Annotated in this window: 18 protein-coding genes; 12 read left to right on the top strand and 6 right to left on the bottom strand. The window is 55.8% G+C overall.

Annotated elements, in window-relative coordinates:
* The first annotated feature begins 293 nt into the window (after positions 1 to 293).
* The 6 genes from cyoA to N5C09_RS05520 all read left to right on the top strand — a co-directional run bounded on the left by cyoA (position 294) and on the right by N5C09_RS05520 (position 6588).
* Positions 294 to 1241 (top strand): cytochrome o ubiquinol oxidase subunit II, encoded by a 948-nt coding sequence (gene cyoA / locus N5C09_RS05495; RefSeq protein ID WP_279748616.1) that lies wholly within the window; start codon positions 294 to 296, stop codon positions 1239 to 1241.
* A 16-nt stretch (positions 1242 to 1257) separates the two neighbouring features.
* On the top strand, positions 1258 to 3249 hold the full coding sequence (cyoB, locus tag N5C09_RS05500) for a cytochrome o ubiquinol oxidase subunit I (RefSeq protein WP_063869066.1): 1992 nt from the start codon (positions 1258 to 1260) through the stop codon (positions 3247 to 3249).
* Positions 3239 to 3853, top strand: a complete 615-nt coding sequence (locus tag N5C09_RS05505; RefSeq protein WP_063451697.1) for a cytochrome o ubiquinol oxidase subunit III — start codon at positions 3239 to 3241, stop codon at positions 3851 to 3853. Before cyoB ends, N5C09_RS05505 begins: the two co-directional genes overlap by 11 nt.
* Positions 3853 to 4179 (top strand): cytochrome o ubiquinol oxidase subunit IV, encoded by a 327-nt coding sequence (locus tag N5C09_RS05510; RefSeq protein ID WP_006809888.1) that lies wholly within the window; start codon positions 3853 to 3855, stop codon positions 4177 to 4179. Before N5C09_RS05505 ends, N5C09_RS05510 begins: the two co-directional genes overlap by 1 nt.
* Before the next feature lie 11 nt (positions 4180 to 4190).
* Entirely contained in the window at positions 4191 to 5078 is an 888-nt protein-coding gene (gene cyoE, locus N5C09_RS05515) for a heme o synthase (RefSeq protein WP_003859062.1), read from the top strand.
* A gap of 148 nt (positions 5079 to 5226) precedes the next feature.
* Positions 5227 to 6588, top strand: coding sequence for an MFS transporter (locus N5C09_RS05520; RefSeq protein ID WP_107534797.1), 1362 nt, complete (start codon positions 5227 to 5229; stop codon positions 6586 to 6588).
* A 32-nt stretch (positions 6589 to 6620) separates the two neighbouring features.
* Here the strand turns inward: N5C09_RS05520 and N5C09_RS05525 are convergent, their stop codons facing one another.
* Positions 6621 to 7112 carry a YajQ family cyclic di-GMP-binding protein gene (locus tag N5C09_RS05525; RefSeq protein ID WP_063451798.1) on the bottom strand — a complete coding sequence of 164 codons (492 nt, stop codon included), beginning with the start codon at positions 7110 to 7112 and terminating at the stop codon, positions 6621 to 6623.
* 125 nt (positions 7113 to 7237) lie between these two features.
* Here N5C09_RS05525 and panE point away from each other — a divergent pair, with 125 nt between their 5' ends.
* Both panE and yajL read left to right on the top strand, forming a co-directional pair.
* Positions 7238 to 8149 carry a 2-dehydropantoate 2-reductase gene (panE, locus tag N5C09_RS05530; RefSeq protein ID WP_193527886.1) on the top strand — a complete coding sequence of 304 codons (912 nt, stop codon included), beginning with the start codon at positions 7238 to 7240 and terminating at the stop codon, positions 8147 to 8149.
* The gene (gene yajL, locus N5C09_RS05535) at positions 8112 to 8702 is read left to right on the top strand and encodes a protein deglycase YajL (RefSeq protein ID WP_203464227.1); all 591 of its coding nucleotides are present in this window, start codon (positions 8112 to 8114) and stop codon (positions 8700 to 8702) included. The genes panE and yajL overlap by 38 nt, the downstream gene beginning before the upstream one ends.
* A gap of 86 nt (positions 8703 to 8788) precedes the next feature.
* On the opposite strand, the gene thiI is transcribed toward yajL, so the two are convergent.
* The gene (thiI, locus tag N5C09_RS05540) at positions 8789 to 10237 is read right to left on the bottom strand and encodes a tRNA uracil 4-sulfurtransferase ThiI (protein WP_112791900.1); all 1449 of its coding nucleotides are present in this window, start codon (positions 10235 to 10237) and stop codon (positions 8789 to 8791) included.
* Positions 10238 to 10415: 178 nt separating this feature from the next.
* Here thiI and xseB point away from each other — a divergent pair, with 178 nt between their 5' ends.
* The 4 genes from xseB (at position 10416) to N5C09_RS05560 (ending at position 14482) form a co-directional block, all read left to right on the top strand.
* A complete protein-coding gene (gene xseB / locus N5C09_RS05545; protein WP_003859094.1) occupies positions 10416 to 10658 on the top strand; it encodes an exodeoxyribonuclease VII small subunit in 243 nt (80 codons plus the stop codon).
* Positions 10659 to 11558, top strand: coding sequence for a (2E,6E)-farnesyl diphosphate synthase (gene ispA, locus N5C09_RS05550; RefSeq protein ID WP_112791899.1), 900 nt, complete (start codon positions 10659 to 10661; stop codon positions 11556 to 11558).
* 24 nt (positions 11559 to 11582) lie between these two features.
* Positions 11583 to 13445, top strand: a complete 1863-nt coding sequence (dxs, locus tag N5C09_RS05555; RefSeq protein ID WP_131636073.1) for a 1-deoxy-D-xylulose-5-phosphate synthase — start codon at positions 11583 to 11585, stop codon at positions 13443 to 13445.
* A 62-nt stretch (positions 13446 to 13507) separates the two neighbouring features.
* A complete protein-coding gene (locus N5C09_RS05560; protein WP_279748617.1) occupies positions 13508 to 14482 on the top strand; it encodes an aldo/keto reductase in 975 nt (324 codons plus the stop codon).
* 90 nt (positions 14483 to 14572) lie between these two features.
* Here N5C09_RS05560 and thiL read toward each other — a convergent pair whose 3' ends face one another.
* The 4 genes from thiL to ribD all read right to left on the bottom strand — a co-directional run bounded on the left by thiL (position 14573) and on the right by ribD (position 17724).
* Positions 14573 to 15544 carry a thiamine-phosphate kinase gene (gene thiL, locus N5C09_RS05565; RefSeq protein ID WP_279748619.1) on the bottom strand — a complete coding sequence of 324 codons (972 nt, stop codon included), beginning with the start codon at positions 15542 to 15544 and terminating at the stop codon, positions 14573 to 14575.
* 77 nt (positions 15545 to 15621) lie between these two features.
* Positions 15622 to 16041, bottom strand: coding sequence for a transcription antitermination factor NusB (gene nusB, locus N5C09_RS05570; protein WP_006809908.1), 420 nt, complete (start codon positions 16039 to 16041; stop codon positions 15622 to 15624).
* Between the two features lie 21 nt (positions 16042 to 16062).
* The gene (gene ribE / locus N5C09_RS05575; protein ID WP_003859098.1) at positions 16063 to 16533 is read right to left on the bottom strand and encodes a 6,7-dimethyl-8-ribityllumazine synthase; all 471 of its coding nucleotides are present in this window, start codon (positions 16531 to 16533) and stop codon (positions 16063 to 16065) included.
* An 87-nt stretch (positions 16534 to 16620) separates the two neighbouring features.
* The gene (ribD, locus tag N5C09_RS05580) at positions 16621 to 17724 is read right to left on the bottom strand and encodes a bifunctional diaminohydroxyphosphoribosylaminopyrimidine deaminase/5-amino-6-(5-phosphoribosylamino)uracil reductase RibD (RefSeq protein ID WP_204643834.1); all 1104 of its coding nucleotides are present in this window, start codon (positions 17722 to 17724) and stop codon (positions 16621 to 16623) included.
* Position 17725: the final 1 nt, after the last annotated feature.

Consider the following 17725-nt stretch of genomic DNA (forward strand, 5'->3'; position numbering starts at 1 on the left):
TTTTAGTTGTCTTTTTATTGATAATTAATTGTTAATTATTTGTGTATTTTCAACAATGGTTATACCAATTATCCCTTTTAAGGTATGCTGGGGCACCCTTTCGTTATAACGCCCACACCGTGCGGCTTCCATCCTGAAACGCGACATAATTTGCAACACTTGTGACATGTGCGGCAGAACCCGGTAACACCTTCCTGACACAGGGCTAATGATGTTTACAGTAATGTAACCTTCCCGTAAAATGCCCCCACACTTTAAACGCCACCAGACTCCCGTGGAATTGAGGTCGTTAAATGAGACTCAGGAAATACAATAAAAGTTTGGGATGGTTGTCATTATTCGCAGGCACTGTATTACTCAGTGGCTGCGATTCTGCACTACTAGACCCCAAAGGACAGATTGGACTGGAACAACGTTCATTGATACTGACGGCTTTTGGCCTGATGTTGATTGTGGTTATTCCTGCAATCTTGATGGCTGTTGGTTTCGCCTGGAAGTATCGTGCGAGCAATAAAGATGCGAAGTATAGCCCTAACTGGTCACACTCCAATAAAGTGGAAGCTGTGGTCTGGACGGTGCCTATTCTGATCATCCTGTTCCTTGCTGTGCTGACCTGGAAAACCACTCACGCACTTGAGCCAAGCAAGCCGCTGGTTCACGATGAAAAACCCATTACCATTGAAGTGGTCTCCATGGACTGGAAATGGTTCTTCATCTATCCAGAGCAGGGCATTGCTACCGTGAATGAAATCGCCTTCCCGGCGAACACTCCGGTTCAGTTCAAAGTGACCTCCAACTCCGTAATGAACTCCTTCTTCATCCCACGTCTGGGCAGCCAGATTTACGCGATGGCCGGTATGCAGACTAACCTGCACCTGATCGCGAATGAAGCAGGCACCTACGACGGTATCTCCGCCAGCTATAGTGGCCCGGGCTTCTCGGGTATGAAGTTCAAAGCTATCGCTACGCCAGACCGCGCGACTTTCGACCAGTGGGTTGCAAAAGCGAAGCAGTCTACCAACACCATGTCTGACATGGCGGCGTTCGAAAAAGTGGCTGCACCTAGCGAATATAACAAGGTGGAGTACTTCTCTAACGTGAAACCGAATCTGTTCAAAGATGTTATTGGCAAATTTATGGATCACGGTATGAGCATGGACATGACCCAGCCTGAAGGCGAGCACAACACGCACCAGGGTATGGAAGGCATGAACATGAGCCACGCGGAAACCGCTCACTAAGGGGCCGAGGAAGAAAATGTTCGGAAAATTGACATTGGATGCGGTGCCGTACCATGAACCCATTATCATGGTTACGATTGCTGCAATTATCATTGGTGGCGCGGCCTTACTGGGCCTTATCACTTACTTCGGTAAGTGGAGCTACCTGTGGAACGAGTGGCTGACTTCGGTCGACCACAAAAAACTCGGCATCATGTACTGCATCGTCGGTATCGTCATGTTAATTCGTGGCTTTGCGGATGCGATCATGATGCGTAGCCAGCAGGCGCTCGCTTCTGCGGGTGAAGCAGGCTTCCTGCCGCCGCACCACTACGATCAGATCTTTACCGCTCACGGCGTTATCATGATCTTCTTCGTGGCGATGCCGCTGGTTATCGGTCTGATGAACGTTGTCGTTCCGCTGCAAATCGGCGCGCGCGACGTTGCGTTCCCGTTCCTGAACAACCTGAGCTTCTGGTTCACCGTTGTCGGCGTTATCCTGGTTAACCTGTCACTGGGCGTGGGCGAGTTTGCTCAGACCGGCTGGCTGGCTTACCCGCCGCTTTCGGGAATTGAGTACAGTCCGGGCGTCGGCGTTGACTACTGGATTTGGGCGCTTCAGCTCTCCGGTGTCGGTACCACCCTGACCGGTATTAACTTCTTCGTGACCATCCTGAAGATGCGTGCACCAGGTATGACGATGTTCAAGATGCCAGTATTTACCTGGGCATCTCTGTGCGCCAACGTACTGATTATCGCATCGTTCCCAATTCTGACCGTCACCATCGCGCTGCTGACCCTGGATCGCTATCTGGGTACCCATTTCTTCACGAATGATATGGGTGGCAACATGATGATGTACATCAACCTGATTTGGGCCTGGGGTCACCCGGAAGTGTACATTCTGGTTCTGCCTGTGTTCGGTGTGTTCTCCGAAATCGCGGCAACCTTCTCGCGTAAACGTCTGTTTGGTTACACCTCGCTGGTGTGGGCAACCGTGTGTATTACCGTTCTGTCGTTCATCGTCTGGCTGCACCACTTCTTCACCATGGGTGCGGGCGCGAACGTAAACGCCTTCTTCGGTATCACCACCATGATTATCGCGATCCCAACCGGGGTTAAGATCTTCAACTGGCTGTTCACTATGTACCAGGGCCGTATCCAGTTCCACTCAGCCATGCTGTGGACTATCGGCTTCATCGTGACCTTCTCCGTAGGCGGGATGACCGGCGTACTGCTGGCGGTACCAGGCGCTGACTTCGTTCTGCACAACAGTCTGTTCCTGATTGCGCACTTCCATAACGTTATCATCGGCGGCGTGGTCTTCGGCTGCTTCGCAGGTGTGACCTACTGGTGGCCTAAAGCGTTTGGCTTCACGCTGAACGAAACCTGGGGTAAACGCGCGTTCTGGTTCTGGATCATCGGCTTCTTCGTGGCGTTTATGCCGCTGTACGTGCTGGGCTTCATGGGTATGACCCGTCGCCTGAGCCAGCAGATTGACCCGCAGTTCCACCCAATGCTGATGGTTGCAGCGGGCGGTGCGGTTCTGATTGCCTGCGGTATCGCGTCTCAGCTGATTCAGTTCTACGTTTCTATTCGCGACCGCGACCAGAACCGTGACCTGACCGGTGACCCGTGGGGTGGCCGTACGCTGGAGTGGGCAACCTCTTCTCCACCTCCTTTCTATAACTTCGCCGTTGTGCCGCAGATCCATGAACGCGACGCATTCTGGGAAATGAAAGAAAAAGGTGAAGCGTACAAGCAGCCTGAGCATTACGAAGAGATCCACATGCCGAAAAACAGCGCTGCGGGCATTGTGATTGCCGCTTTCGCGACGGTATTTGGTTTCGCAATGATCTGGCACATCTGGTGGATGGCGATTGTTGGCTTCGCTGGCATCGTAATCAGCTGGATTGTGAAGAGCTTTGACGAGGACGTGGACTACTACGTACCAGTCCGTGAAGTTGAAAAGCTGGAAAATCAGCATTTTGACGAGATTTCTAAAGCGGGGCTGAAAAATGGCAACTGATACTTTGGCGCACTCAACTGCCCACGCGCATGAGCATGCGCACCATGATGCAGGACCGAATAAAGTTTTCGGGTTCTGGATCTACCTGATGAGCGACTGCATCCTGTTCTGCTGTCTGTTCGCAACCTATGCCGTTCTGGTGAACGGCACAGCGGGCGGCCCGACCGGTAAGGACATCTTTGAGCTGCCGTTCGTTCTGGTTGAAACCGCACTGCTGTTATTCAGCTCCATCACCTACGGCATGGCGGCTATCGCCATGTACAAGAACAACAAGAGCCAGGTTGTCTCCTGGCTGGCGTTGACCTGGCTGTTTGGTGCTGGCTTTATCGGGATGGAAATCTATGAATTCCATCACCTGATTGCGGAAGGTTTCGGTCCGGATCGCAGCGGCTTCCTGTCGGCGTTCTTCGCGCTGGTCGGCACCCACGGTCTGCACGTGACCTCGGGCCTGATCTGGATGGCGGTTCTGATGTTCCAGATCTCCCGTCGCGGCCTGACCAGTACTAACCGTACCCGTATTATGTGCCTGAGCCTGTTCTGGCACTTCCTTGACGTGGTATGGATCTGTGTGTTCTCTGTTGTCTATCTGATGGGGGCGATGTAATGAGTCATTCTAACGATCATGGCGCTTCCCACGGCAGCGTAAAAACCTACATGACAGGTTTCATCCTGTCGATCATCCTGACGGTGATCCCGTTCTGGATGGTGATGAACGGTTCTGCATCCAAGCCGGTTATCCTGGGAGCAATCCTGGTGACCGCAGTGATTCAGATTCTGGTGCATCTGGTTTGCTTCCTGCACATGAACACCAAGTCCGATGAAGGCTGGAACATGACGGCCTTTATCTTTACCGTGATTATCATCGCTATCCTGGTAGTCGGTTCCATCTGGATTATGTGGAACCTTAACTACAACATGATGGTTCACTAAGAGCGGCGAGTATGTTTAAGCAATACCTGCAAGTCACGAAACCAGGCATCATCTTTGGCAACCTGATCTCCGTAATCGGAGGGTTCCTGCTGGCCTCTAAAGGCAGCATTGATTACACCCTCTTTATTTACACGCTGGTCGGTGTGTCACTGGTGGTTGCGTCCGGTTGTGTATTTAACAACTACATCGACATGGATATCGACAAGAAGATGGAAAGGACCAAAAATCGGGTGCTGGTTAAAGGCCTGATTGCCCCTTCCGTCTCGCTGGTGTACGCCACCTTGCTGGGTATTGCTGGCTTTATGCTGCTGTGGTTTGGTGCTAACCCGCTGGCCTGCTGGCTGGGGGTGATGGGGTTCGTGGTGTATGTGGGCGTCTACAGCCTGTATATGAAACGTCACTCCGTCTACGGCACGCTGATTGGTTCTCTCTCCGGCGCTGCGCCGCCGGTGATTGGCTACTGCGCCGTAACGAACGAGTTCGACAGCGGTGCGCTCATCCTGCTGGCTATCTTTAGCCTGTGGCAGATGCCTCACTCCTACGCCATCGCGATTTTCCGCTTCAAGGATTATCAGGCGGCGAACATTCCGGTTCTGCCGGTCGTGAAAGGTATCTCGGTTGCCAAGAACCACATCACGCTGTATATCATCGCCTTTGCCGTAGCAACGCTGATGCTTTCTCTGGGCGGTTACGCCGGATATAAATATCTGGTGGTAGCGGCCGCGGTGAGCGTCTGGTGGCTCGGCATGGCCTTGCGCGGCTACAAGGTGGAAGACGACAAAGTCTGGGCACGCAAGCTGTTTGTGTTCTCAATTGTCGCCATCACCTCCCTGTCCGTGATGATGTCCGTAGACTTTATGGTGCCGGACTCGCAAAACCTGCTGACTTACGTCTGGTAAGTTTATGTGATGATGAAAAGGGTGCTTCGGCACCCTTTTTTATTCACCAAATCCATTAATCACGCATGTAATATTTGTTAAATAAGCCTTTATTTACCCCGCCCCTTCCCCGCACTACACTATGGCCTGCTTTTGAACTGAGGTGGTAATGAACGATTATAAAATGACGCCAGGCGAGCTGCGTGCGACCTGGGGTTTAGGGACTGTTTTCTCGCTGCGGATGCTTGGCATGTTTATGGTCCTGCCCGTTCTGACCACGTACGGCATGGCGTTACAGGGTGCCAGCGAAGCGCTGATTGGTCTGGCGATCGGTATCTACGGCCTGGCGCAGGCAATATTCCAGATCCCCTTTGGCCTGCTCTCCGACCGCGTGGGTCGCAAACCGCTGATTGTCGGCGGTCTGCTGGTATTTATCCTGGGCAGCGTCATCGCCGCCCTCTCCCACTCCATCTGGGGCATTATTCTTGGCCGCGCCCTGCAAGGGTCCGGTGCCATTGCTGCCGCCGTGATGGCGCTGCTGTCAGATTTAACCCGCGAGCAAAACCGCACCAAAGCCATGGCGTTTATTGGCGTCAGCTTCGGCGTCACTTTTGCCATTGCCATGGTGCTGGGGCCGATTATCACGCATGCGCTCGGCCTGCACGCTCTGTTCTGGATGATTGCGGTGCTGGCGACCATCGGGATTGCACTCACGCTGTGGGTTGTGCCAGACAGTAAAAATCACGTCCTCAACCGTGAATCCGGGATGGTTAAAGGCTGCTTTAGCAAAGTCATCGCCGAGCCGCGTCTGCTTAAGCTTAACTTCGGCATTATGTGCCTGCACATTCTGCTGATGTCCACCTTCGTCGCCCTGCCCGGCCAGCTTGCCGCAGCAGGTTTCCCGGCGGCCGAGCACTGGAAAATTTATCTGGTCACAATGCTAATCTCGTTTGTCTCCGTTGTGCCCTTCATTATTTACGCCGAAGTGAAGCGCAAAATGAAACGCGTCTTCGTGGGCTGCGTGGCATTACTGCTGATTGCCGAGATTGTGCTGTGGGGCGCCGGCCCGCACTTCTGGGAGCTGATCGCAGGCGTGCAGCTGTTCTTCCTGGCGTTTAATCTGATGGAAGCCCTGCTGCCCTCGCTGATCAGCAAAGAGTCTCCGGCAGGATACAAAGGCACCGCGATGGGCATTTACTCCACCAGCCAGTTTCTCGGCGTGGCGATCGGCGGCTCGCTCGGCGGCTGGGTGGACGGTCTGTTTGATTCCCAGACCGTTTTCCTCGCCGGTGCGCTGCTGGCGATGCTCTGGCTGTTTGTGGCCAGCACCATGAAAGAGCCGCGCTATGTGAGTAGCCTGCGGGTAGAAATTCCCGATGAGGTGACAATCGGTGATGCACTAAAACAGCGGCTGGAAGCGACAGAGGGCGTGAGCGAAGTGCTGATTGTCCCGGAAGAGCGCAGTGCGTACGTCAAAATTGACAGCAAAGTGACGAACCGCTTTGAGGTGGAGCAGGCGCTGAAGGCCTGAAAAAATGCCCGGTTTAGCCGGGCATTATTGTCTTAATCGCGGAAGTTTTTAAACTGGAATGGCTGACCTAAATCGCCGCCGCGCACCAGCGCCATGACGGACTGGAGATCGTCGCGAGATTTTCCGGTTACGCGAATTTCTTCGCCCTGGATCTGCGCCTGCACCTTCAGCTTGCTGTCTTTAATCAGCTTCACGATTTTCTTCTGCACGGCACTTTCAATGCCCTGCTTCAGCTTCGCTTCCACAAACCAGGTTTTCCCGCTGTGAACGAAATCTTCCGGCACATCCAGTGAGGTCCCTTCGATGCCGCGCTTGAGCAGCTTGGCGCGCAGGATATCCAGCAGCTGATTGACCTGGAAATCAGACTCGCTCAGGACTTTGATCGTCTTGTTAGCGTCGTTCAGTTCAATCGTCGCCTCAACGCCACGAAAATCGAAACGTGACTCAACCTCACGGACAGCGTTATCTACGCCGTTACGCGCTTCCTGCAAATCAACTTCAGAAACAATATCGAAAGATGGCATCTTTTCTTCTCCCTTCATTTTTGTTGCGTTGCATAATACCCGCAACGAGGCATAACGAGAAGCTTAGCTGATGCCGCTATACTTAGCGTCACAGCACCTGGCACCGTTGCAGGTGAGGAGGAACAATGAAAGTAACAGTGCTTGGATGCGGAGCCCTTGGCCAACTCTGGCTCACAGCGCTATGCAAACAGGGACACGATGTACAGGGCTGGCTGCGCATTCCTCAGCCCTATTGCAGTGTGAACGTGATGGGTACCGACGGTTCAATTTTTAACGAGTCTTTGACGGCAAACGATCCGGAATTTCTCGCCACCAGCGATCTGCTGCTGGTCACGCTGAAGGCCTGGCAGGTCTCCGATGCGGTGAAAAGCCTGGCCGCCCAGTTACCTGAAAGCACGCCAATCCTGCTTATCCACAATGGCATGGGTACCATTGAAGAGCTAAAAACTGTCCGGCAACCGCTGCTAATCGGGACAACCACCCACGCGGCACGTCGCGACGGTAGCGTCATTATTCACGTTGCCAGCGGTATCACCCATATCGGTCCTGCGCGTGAGCAGCCCGGCGATTACAGCTATCTTGCCGATACGTTGCAATGCACGCTGCCTGACGTCGCCTGGCACAATAACATTCGTGCGGAACTGTGGCGCAAGCTGGCGGTCAACTGCGCGATCAACCCCCTGACCGCCCTGCTGGACTGCCCTAACGGTGAGCTGCGTCAGCATTCGGATCAGGTGGCGCTGATTTGCCGGGAAGTTGCCGACGTGATTGAGCGCGAAGGCTACCACACCTCAGAAACCGATTTACGTTATTATGTCGACCAGGTCATTGAGAGTACGGCAGAAAATATCTCTTCAATGTTGCAGGATGTCCGGGCGATGCGGCATACCGAAATTGATTACATTACCGGTTATCTGTTAAAACGCGCCCGGGCACACGGCATTACCGTTGCCGAAAACAGCCGTCTGTTTGAGTCAGTAAAACGAAAGGAGAGTGAGTATGAGCGCATCGGCACTGGTATGCCTCGCCCCTGGTAGCGAAGAGACAGAAGCGGTCACCGCCATTGATTTAATGGTGCGCGGCGGTATCAAAGTCACCACCGCCAGCGTCGCCAGCGACGGCGATCTGACGATCGTCTGTTCCCGTGGGGTGAAGATCCTGGCGGATGCACCGCTTGTACAGGTGGCGGACGGCGATTACGACATTATTGTCCTGCCGGGCGGCTTAAAAGGCGCGGAGTGTTTTCGCGACAGCCCGCTGCTGGTTGAAACCGTTCGTCAGTTTCATCTTTCCGGGCGTATCGTCGCGGCAATCTGTGCTGCCGCAGGCACGGTGCTGGTTCCACACGACATCTTCCCCATCGGCAATATGACCGGTTTCCCCGGCCTTAAGGACACCATTCCGGAAGAGCAGTGGGTGGATAAGCGTGTGGTCTGGGATCCGCGGGTTAACCTGCTCACCAGCCAGGGGCCGGGCACCGCCATTGATTTTGGCTTAAAGATTATTGACCTGCTGGTCGGGCGCGAGAAAGCGTACGAAGTGGCGTCATCGCTGGTGATGGCGGCGGGGATTTATAACTACTACGAGTAAAAAAACCGGGTGGCGGCTACGCCTTACCCGGCCTACAAGTGCACGGTACCGTAGGCCCGGTAAGCGAAGCGCCACCGGGCAATAGGCTACGGACGATACACCTTCACGTTCGCGAAGCCCTGCTCACGCAGGTACAACGCCTGCAAACGGCTCATCACCCCGCGCTCACACCACAGCAGATACGTTTTGCTCTGGTCGAGATCGCCAAATTGGGTGCTCAGCTTGTAGAACGGCAGAGAAACCACGTCCACGCCTTCCACCTGCAACGGCTTGTCATCCTGCTCGTCAATCGAGCGGATATCCAGAATGGCATCGTTAGCGCCGAAGCCGCTGACGGTTTCCACCTCAACCACGTCCTGCTCGGTCTGCTGGGCAATCTCGCGGATATCAATGTTGGACGCTTCCGCCACCACTTTTTCCAGAATGCTGAAATCGAAGTTCTCTTCTTCCGCTTCGATCTTCGCCTTCACCGCCTTGATGGTTGGGCTTTTTGAGATCACACCGCAATATTCCGGCATGGTACGGGCAAAATCTTCAGTACCGATTTTGCGCGCCAGATCGATGATGTGCTCTTTATCGTGGGAGATCAGCGGACGCAGGATCAGCGTATCTGATACGTTGTCGATAAGACGCAGGTTGGTCAGCGTCTGGCTGGAGACCTGGCCCAGCGCTTCGCCGGTGACCAGCGCCTGCACGCCGTAGCGCTCGGCCACTTTGGACGCCGCGCGTACCATCATACGTTTGAGGATCACGCCCATCTGGCCGTCATCCACTTTTTCAAGGATTTCGCCCACTACCGGCTCAAAGTTTATCGCCACAAAACGCACACGGTGGGAACTGCCGAAACGGTTCCACAGGTAATGCGCCACCTGACGGACGCCAATTTCATGCGCCGCGCCGCCCAGGTTGAAGAAGCAGTAGTGCACGCGGCAGCCGCGACGCATCAGCATATAGCTGGAGACGCCGGAGTCGAAACCGCCGGAGATCAGCGACAGCACATCTTCCTGCGTGCCGATCGGGAAACCGCCAATACCTTCATAACGACCCTTAACCAGCAGCAGACGATCGTTCTCGATCTCAAGGTTAACGGTGACGTCCGGGTTAGTCAGGCGCACGCGCGCCGTCTCAACGTGCTGGTTCAGACCGCCGCCGACGTAGCGCTCAACTTCAATCGAGCTAAACTCGTGCTTACCGCGACGCTTCACGCGTACGCAGAAGGTTTTGCCTTCGATCTGGTCGCGGTACTGTACCAGCGCCTTTTCGAAGATATCGTGCATATCGCTGAACGGAACGTCTTCCACTTCGAGAATATGATGAATACCAGGAATACGGGTCAGCGCGTCGCGAATATCAAGACGTTTGCTTTCGTCTTTCGCGCGGACTTCAACGTGGTCCCAGTGACGCACCACGGCGAGCGTTTCGTCGTAGTGTTTTAAAACGTTACGAATGTTCCCGGTGAGAATTTTAATAAAGCGCAAACGCACAGATTGGCTTTTGATGGTGATTTCAGGGAACAATTTAATGATAAACTTCATGGCGGCAATGTTTCTTAGGCAAGCTTATAAAGGCTTGTAGTGGAAAATGATACAGCAGCCCACACCCGTGGCTGCATCCAGGCGCGCAAGTATACCACCATCGCGCCACTCGCGTTATTTGATAATTGCCCCGAGTCCGTTACCATGTTGGGGCGAAGAATATAAGAGTTAATTCACTATGCCGAAGAAGAACGACGCACCGGCCAGTTTTGAAACTGCGCTGAGTGAGCTTGAGCAGATTGTTACCCGCCTCGAGAGCGGCGATTTACCGCTGGAAGATGCCCTCAACGAATTTGAACGCGGTGTGCAGCTTGCGCGCCAGGGGCAGGTAAAGCTCCAGCAGGCCGAGCAGCGTGTGCAGATCCTGCTTTCCGACAGCGAAGACGCTAAAACCACGCCATTCACACCGGACGCCGAGTAAATGGATTTTTCCAACGCGCTTCAGGCGCGCGTCGTTCGCGCCAACGACGCCCTGCGCCGTTTTATTGAGCCGCAGCCTTTTCAGAACACTCCACTGGTTGAAGCCATGCACTATGGCGCACTCTTAGGAGGTAAACGCCTGCGTCCGTTCCTGGTGTATGCCACGGGCAACATGTTTGGCATCAGCGATAACACGCTGGACGCCCCGGCAGCCGCCGTGGAGTGTATTCACGCCTATTCGCTGATCCACGACGATCTCCCGGCGATGGACGATGACGATCTGCGTCGCGGTCAGCCGACCTGCCACATTAAGTTCGGCGAAGCGAATGCCATTCTGGCGGGTGATGCTCTGCAAACCCTGGCGTTCTCAATTCTGAGCGATGCGCCGATGGTTGAGGTAAGCGATCGCGATCGTCTGGCGATGGTGTCCGAGCTGGCGATGGCCAGCGGCGTCGCCGGCATGTGCGGCGGCCAGGCGCTGGATTTAGAAGCTGAAGGTCGTCAGGTGACGCTGGAACAGCTGGAGCGCATCCACCGTCACAAAACGGGCGCACTGATTCGGGCAGCCGTTCGCCTGGGCGCGCTGAGCGCGGGTGAACGCGGGCGCAAAGCCCTGCCGATTCTGGACAGATACGCAGAAAGTATCGGTCTGGCATTCCAGGTTCAGGATGACATTCTGGATGTGGTGGGCGATACTGCAACATTGGGAAAACGTCAGGGTGCGGATCAGCAGCTTGGCAAAAGTACCTACCCCGCCCTGCTGGGCCTTGAGCATGCCCAACGTAAAGCCCGGGATCTGATAGACGATGCCCGCCGGTCGCTGAATGAGCTGGCCGCGCAATCGCTGGATACCTCGGCACTGGAAGCGCTAGCGGACTACATAATCCAGCGTGATAAATAAACTATATATCTCGATGAGCCTTTGATGAGTTTTGATATTGCCAAATACCCGACACTGGCGTTAGTTGACTCCACTCAGGAGTTACGTCTGTTGCCGAAAGAGAGTCTGCCGAAGCTGTGTGACGAGCTGCGTCGCTACCTGCTCGACAGCGTTAGCCGCTCCAGCGGCCACTTCGCCTCCGGGCTTGGCACGGTTGAGCTGACCGTGGCGTTGCATTACGTCTATAACACGCCGTTCGATCAGCTGATCTGGGATGTGGGCCACCAGGCCTATCCGCACAAAATTCTGACCGGACGTCGCGATCAAATTGGCACCATTCGCCAGAAGGGTGGCCTGCATCCGTTCCCGTGGCGCGGCGAGAGCGAGTTTGACGTGTTAAGCGTCGGCCACTCATCGACATCCATTTCCGCGGGCATCGGGATTGCCGTTGCCGCCGAAAAAGAGAATAAACAACGCCGTACCGTCTGCGTCATTGGCGACGGGGCGATCACCGCCGGGATGGCTTTTGAAGCCATGAACCACGCGGGCGATATCAAGCCGGACATGCTGGTTATCCTCAACGATAACGAAATGTCGATCTCCGAAAACGTCGGCGCGCTGAATAACCATCTGGCGCAGCTGCTTTCCGGCAAGCTTTATTCCTCCCTGCGGGAAGGCGGGAAAAAAGTTTTCTCCGGCGTGCCGCCGATCAAAGAGCTGCTCAAGCGTACCGAAGAACACATCAAAGGCATGGTCGTGCCGGGTACGCTGTTCGAAGAGCTGGGCTTTAACTATATCGGCCCGGTGGACGGGCACGATGTGCTGGGTCTGGTGACCACGCTGAAAAACATGCGCGATCTGAAAGGCCCGCAATTCCTGCACATCATGACCAAAAAAGGGCGTGGCTACGAACCGGCGGAAAAAGATCCGATCACCTTCCACGCGGTGCCTAAATTTGACCATACCAGCGGCTGCCTGCCGAAAAGCAGCGGCGGAATGCCGAGCTACTCAAAAATCTTTGGCGACTGGCTGTGCGAAACGGCGGCAAAAGATAACAAGCTGATGGCGGTCACGCCTGCCATGCGTGAAGGCTCCGGTATGGTCGAGTTCTCCAAAAAATACCCGGACCAGTATTTCGACGTCGCCATTGCCGAGCAGCACGCGGTTACCTTCGCGGCAGGGCTGGCGATTGGCGGCTACAAGCCGGTGGTGGCGATTTACTCCACCTTCCTGCAACGCGCCTACGATCAGGTGATCCATGACGTTGCCATCCAGAAGCTGCCGGTGCTGTTTGCTATTGACCGCGCGGGCATCGTGGGGGCCGACGGCCAGACGCACCAGGGGGCGTTTGATCTCTCCTTCCTGCGCTGCATCCCGGACATGGTCATCATGACGCCAAGCGACGAAAACGAGTGTCGTCAGATGCTGTATACCGGCTACCACTATCAGGACGGCCCCTGCGCGGTACGTTATCCGCGCGGCAATGCCCTTGGCGTTGAACTTCAGCCGCTGGAAAAGCTGGACATCGGTAAAGGTCTGGTGAAACGTCGCGGCGAAAAAGTGGCGATCCTGAACTTTGGTACGCTGATGCCGGAAGCGGCAAAAGTTGCTGAAACCCTGAACGCGACGCTGGTGGATATGCGCTTTGTGAAGCCGCTCGATGAATCTCTGATTCTGAGCATGGCGGAAAGCCATGACGTGCTGGTCACGCTGGAAGAGAACGCCATCATGGGTGGCGCGGGTAGCGGCGTGAATGAAGTGCTGATGGCGAACCGTAAATGGGTTCCGGTGCTGAATCTCGGCCTGCCGGACCACTTTATCCCGCAAGGTACTCAGGACGAGGCACGTGCCGATATCGGCCTGGACGCCGCCGGTATCGAAGCCAGAATCCGCAGCTGGCTGGCCTGATCCCTCCCCTTTTCTGCTCCTGCTATGCTTAAACGTATTGTTTAATCAGCAGGAGCGGAACCATGCAATACACGACATTAGGAAAAACGGACCTCAGGGTGTCCCGGCTTTGCCTGGGCTGCATGACCTTTGGCGAGCCTGACCGGGGAAATCACGCCTGGACTCTGCCGGAAGAGAGCAGCCGCCCTATCATCAAGCGCGCCATAGACGGCGGCATCAACTTCTTCGATACCGCCAACAGCTACTCTGACGGCAGCAGCGAAGAGATTGTGGGCCGCGCCCTGCGTGATTTTGCCCGTCGGGATGAGATTGTGGTCGCCACCAAGGTTTACTACCCGTCAGGCGATCTGACTGAAGGCCTTTCTCGCGCGCAGATCCTCCGTTCCATCGATGACAGCCTCAGACGCCTGAACATGGATTACGTCGACCTGCTGCAAATCCACCGCTGGGATTACAACACGCCGGTTGAAGAGACGCTTGAAGCGCTGAACGATGTCGTGAAAGCGGGTAAAGCGCGCTATATCGGCGCGTCGTCCATGCACGCGTCGCAGTTTGCTCAGGCGCTCGATATCCAGGCGCAGCACGGCTGGGCACGCTTTGTCACCATGCAGGATCACTACAACCTGATTTACCGGGAAGAAGAACGCGAAATGCTGCCGCTCTGCGACCAGGAAGGCGTGGCGGTGATCCCATGGAGCCCGCTGGCGCGCGGACGCTTAACCCGTCCGTGGGGAGAAACCACGGCGCGACTGGTATCGGATGAAGTGGGTAAAAATCTGTACGACAGCACGGAAGCCAACGATGCGCTGATTGCCGAACGTTTAGCCGGGATCGCCGACGATATCGGCGCAACGCGCGCGCAGGTGGCGCTGGCGTGGTTGTTGGGCAAGCGGGGTGTCGCCGCACCGATTATTGGTACATCGCGGGAAGAACAGCTGGATGAGTTGTTAAGCGCGGTGGATTTATCGCTGACCCCGGAGCAGGTTGCCGAGCTGGAGACGCCGTATCAGCAGCATCCGGTGGTGGGGTTTAAGTAAACGCTTGCCGGGTAGCGCTGCGCGTACCCGGCCTACAAACAGGATGCGATCGTAGGCCGGGTAAGGCGAAGCCGCCCCCCGGCAAAACACTCACCCAAAATGATCGTACCCTTTCCAGTCAAGCGTAACCGGGGCACCATCACGGACAAACAGTAGCCCTTCGCTCTCCGGCATCACCTGCCCGATGCAGGTAAATTTCGCTCCCAGATGCGCTAACGCCACGTCCAGCGTCCCGCGATTCAGTTCGGGAACGGTAAAGCACAGCTCATAATCTTCCCCACCGGATAACGCCCAGCGCAGCGCCTGTTCAGGCTCGGCATGACGACGCAGCTGTTCTGAAAGTGGGAACAGATCAAGATCGATACGTGCGCCCACGCCGCTGGCTTTCAGGATATGACCAAGATCGGAGATCAGCCCGTCAGACAGGTCGATAGCCGAACTGGCCCGCTCGCGCAGCGCCTGACCGTGCAGAATACGCGGCGTTGGCCGCAGGTGACGCTTCACCAGGTACGCCGCATCGTCCGCATCGTCAACCGCTAAACGGTTCTGAAGGATCGCCAGACCTGCCGCGCTATCTCCCGGCGTGCCGGTCACGTAGATCCAGTCTCCCGGTTTTGCGCCCGAGCGCTTGAGCGCGCGCCCGGCAGGCACATAACCGTGAATGGCCAGGGTCATCGATAGCGGACCCGCAGTGGTGTCACCGCCAATCAGCTGCATATCGTAATAGTTCAGCTGTTCAAACAGCGCATCGCTGAACGCTTCAAGCCAGGCTTCATCCACCTCCGGCAGCGTCAGGGCAAGCGTCAGCCAGGCCGGGTCGGCACCCATTGCCGCCAGATCGCTGACGTTGACTGCCAGCGCCTTATACGCCAGGTCAGCAGGATCGATATCGGGCAGGAAGTGACGCCCACATACTAAGGTGTCGGTGCTGATTGCCAGCGTCTGTTTTTCGGGAACATTGAGAAGTGCACAGTCATCGCCAATGCCGGTTTCAACATCAAGACGAGAGGTTCTGACACGGTCGAAATAACGGGCAATCAGGGAGAATTCGCCGCATGCCATACGTTATGCCTCAGCAAATAAAATAAAAAACCGGAGCCGCACTGCCGTTTCGGCAATGCAGGACTCCGGTTTGCGGATCACTTTTTGTGGGGACGGATCGCAGGTGCGGCTTTATCAAGTACGCCGTTTACAAACTTGTGGCTGTCTTCAGCACCGAAGGTTTTCGCCAGTTCGATCGCTTCGTTGATGGCCACTTTGTACGGCACATCGTCACGTTTAGACAGCTCAAACAGCGCGATACGCAACACTGCTTTTTCCACCTGGCCCAGCTCTTCGAGCAGACGGGACAGGTATGGCTTCATCAGGCCATCGAGATACGCGCTATTAGTCGCCACTCCCGACAGCAGTTCACGGAAGTACAGAACGTCAACGTCTTTCACGTCCTGTTCTGACAGGAACTGGTATTCAACATCAGCGATGTCGTTCTGGGACAACTGCCAGGAGTAAAGTGCCTGGACGGCACATTCACGGGCGCGGCGACGAGCAGCAGGTTTCACGGAATTCCCCTTACAAAAAAATCAGGCCTTGATGGCTTTCAATACATTGATCATTTCAAGCGCGGTCAGTGCAGCTTCTGCACCTTTGTTACCGGCTTTGGTGCCAGCACGTTCGATGGCTTGTTCAATACTTTCGGTGGTCAATACGCCGAACGCGACAGGAATTTCAGCATCCTGCGCAACGTGCGCCAGACCGTTGCTTGCACCGCCCGCAACGTATTCGAAGTGCGCAGTGCCGCCACGAATAACGGTACCCAGCGCAATCACCGCGTCGTATTTACCGGTTTTCGCCAGCGCGCCTGCTGCCAGTGGCAGTTCATAAGCACCTGGTACCCAAACGACGGTAATGTTGTCATCTTTAACCTGGCCGATACGTTTCAGGGCGTCAACCGCACCTTCCAGCAGGCTATCGTTGATGAAGTTGTTGAAACGCGCAATGGTGATGGCGACGCGAGCGTCCGGGGTAGCTACAGCAGCTTCAATAATGTTCATACTCTTCCTTTACGGGTTCATTTGGCCCCGCAGGGGGGCGGATTTTATCATAATACTTTGCGCACTGCTTCCCTATTTCGGGAGCAATTACGCTGTCGTTAAATGGAGGCAGACATCCGGACCCACCGGACGAATCTCGCTGAATGAAAGTTGCGGCGCATCGGCCAGTTTTTCAAGGCCGGGCAGCACAAACAGGCCGCGGGCGTCGTTACCTAACAGTTTAGGCGCAACATAGACGAGAAGCTCATCCACCAGCCCCGCCTGGAGCAGCGCGCCGGCGAGCGTCGGCCCGGCTTCGACCCAGATGCTGTTGACCTGCTGTTTGCCGAGCAACATCATCAGCACCACGAGATCCAGATGTCCGTTATGCTCCGGCACCATAATGCTGCGCACGCCTTCCGGCCACACGCGCGTATCTTCCTTCGTGCGCGCAATCCAGGTTTCACCCGGCTGCTGCACGATGCGGTGCTCCGGCGTCACGCGGTTCTGGCTATCAATAATAATGCGCAGCGGCTGGCGCAGGTTCTCCTGCGGGTAGAGCGCCTGGGTATCCGCATTCAGCTCATCCCAGCGCACGGTCATCGCCGGATCGTCAGCCAGCACCGTCTCACTGCTGGTGAGAATAGCATGGCTTTGCGCGCGCAGACGTTGCACATCGCGCCTTGCCTGCGGGGACGTGATCCACTGGCTCTCGCCGTTCGCCATCGCCGTGCGGCCATCCAGTGAGGCACCCAGCTTAAGCTGAATAAACGGGAAGCCGGTGCGCATGCGCTTCAGGAAGCCTTTGTTGATGGCTTCCGCATCCTGCATCATCAGGCCGTGGCTGACGTCGATCCCTTCCTGTTGCAGACGATAAAGGCCGCGGCCCGCCACCTGCGGGTTAGGATCCTGCATAGCGGCGACCACGCGCGAAACCCCTGCCGCAATCAGCGCTTCACAGCACGGCGGCGTGCGCCCGTGGTGGCTGCATGGCTCCAGCGTCACGTAGGCCGTCGCGCCACGCGCGTTCTCCCCCGCCATACGCAGGGCATGCACTTCAGCATGCGGCTCGCCTGCGCGGTAGTGGAAACCTTCCCCCACAATCTCGCCATCTTTAACAATGACGCACCCGACGTTGGGGTTAGGGTGAGTGGTAAACCGACCGCGCTGCGCCAGCTTCATGGCTCGCGCCATGTACATCTCGTCGTGCATG

It is taken from the genome of Enterobacter sp. GD03975 (assembly GCF_029838645.1).
GTDB lineage: Bacteria > Pseudomonadota > Gammaproteobacteria > Enterobacterales > Enterobacteriaceae > Enterobacter > Enterobacter quasihormaechei.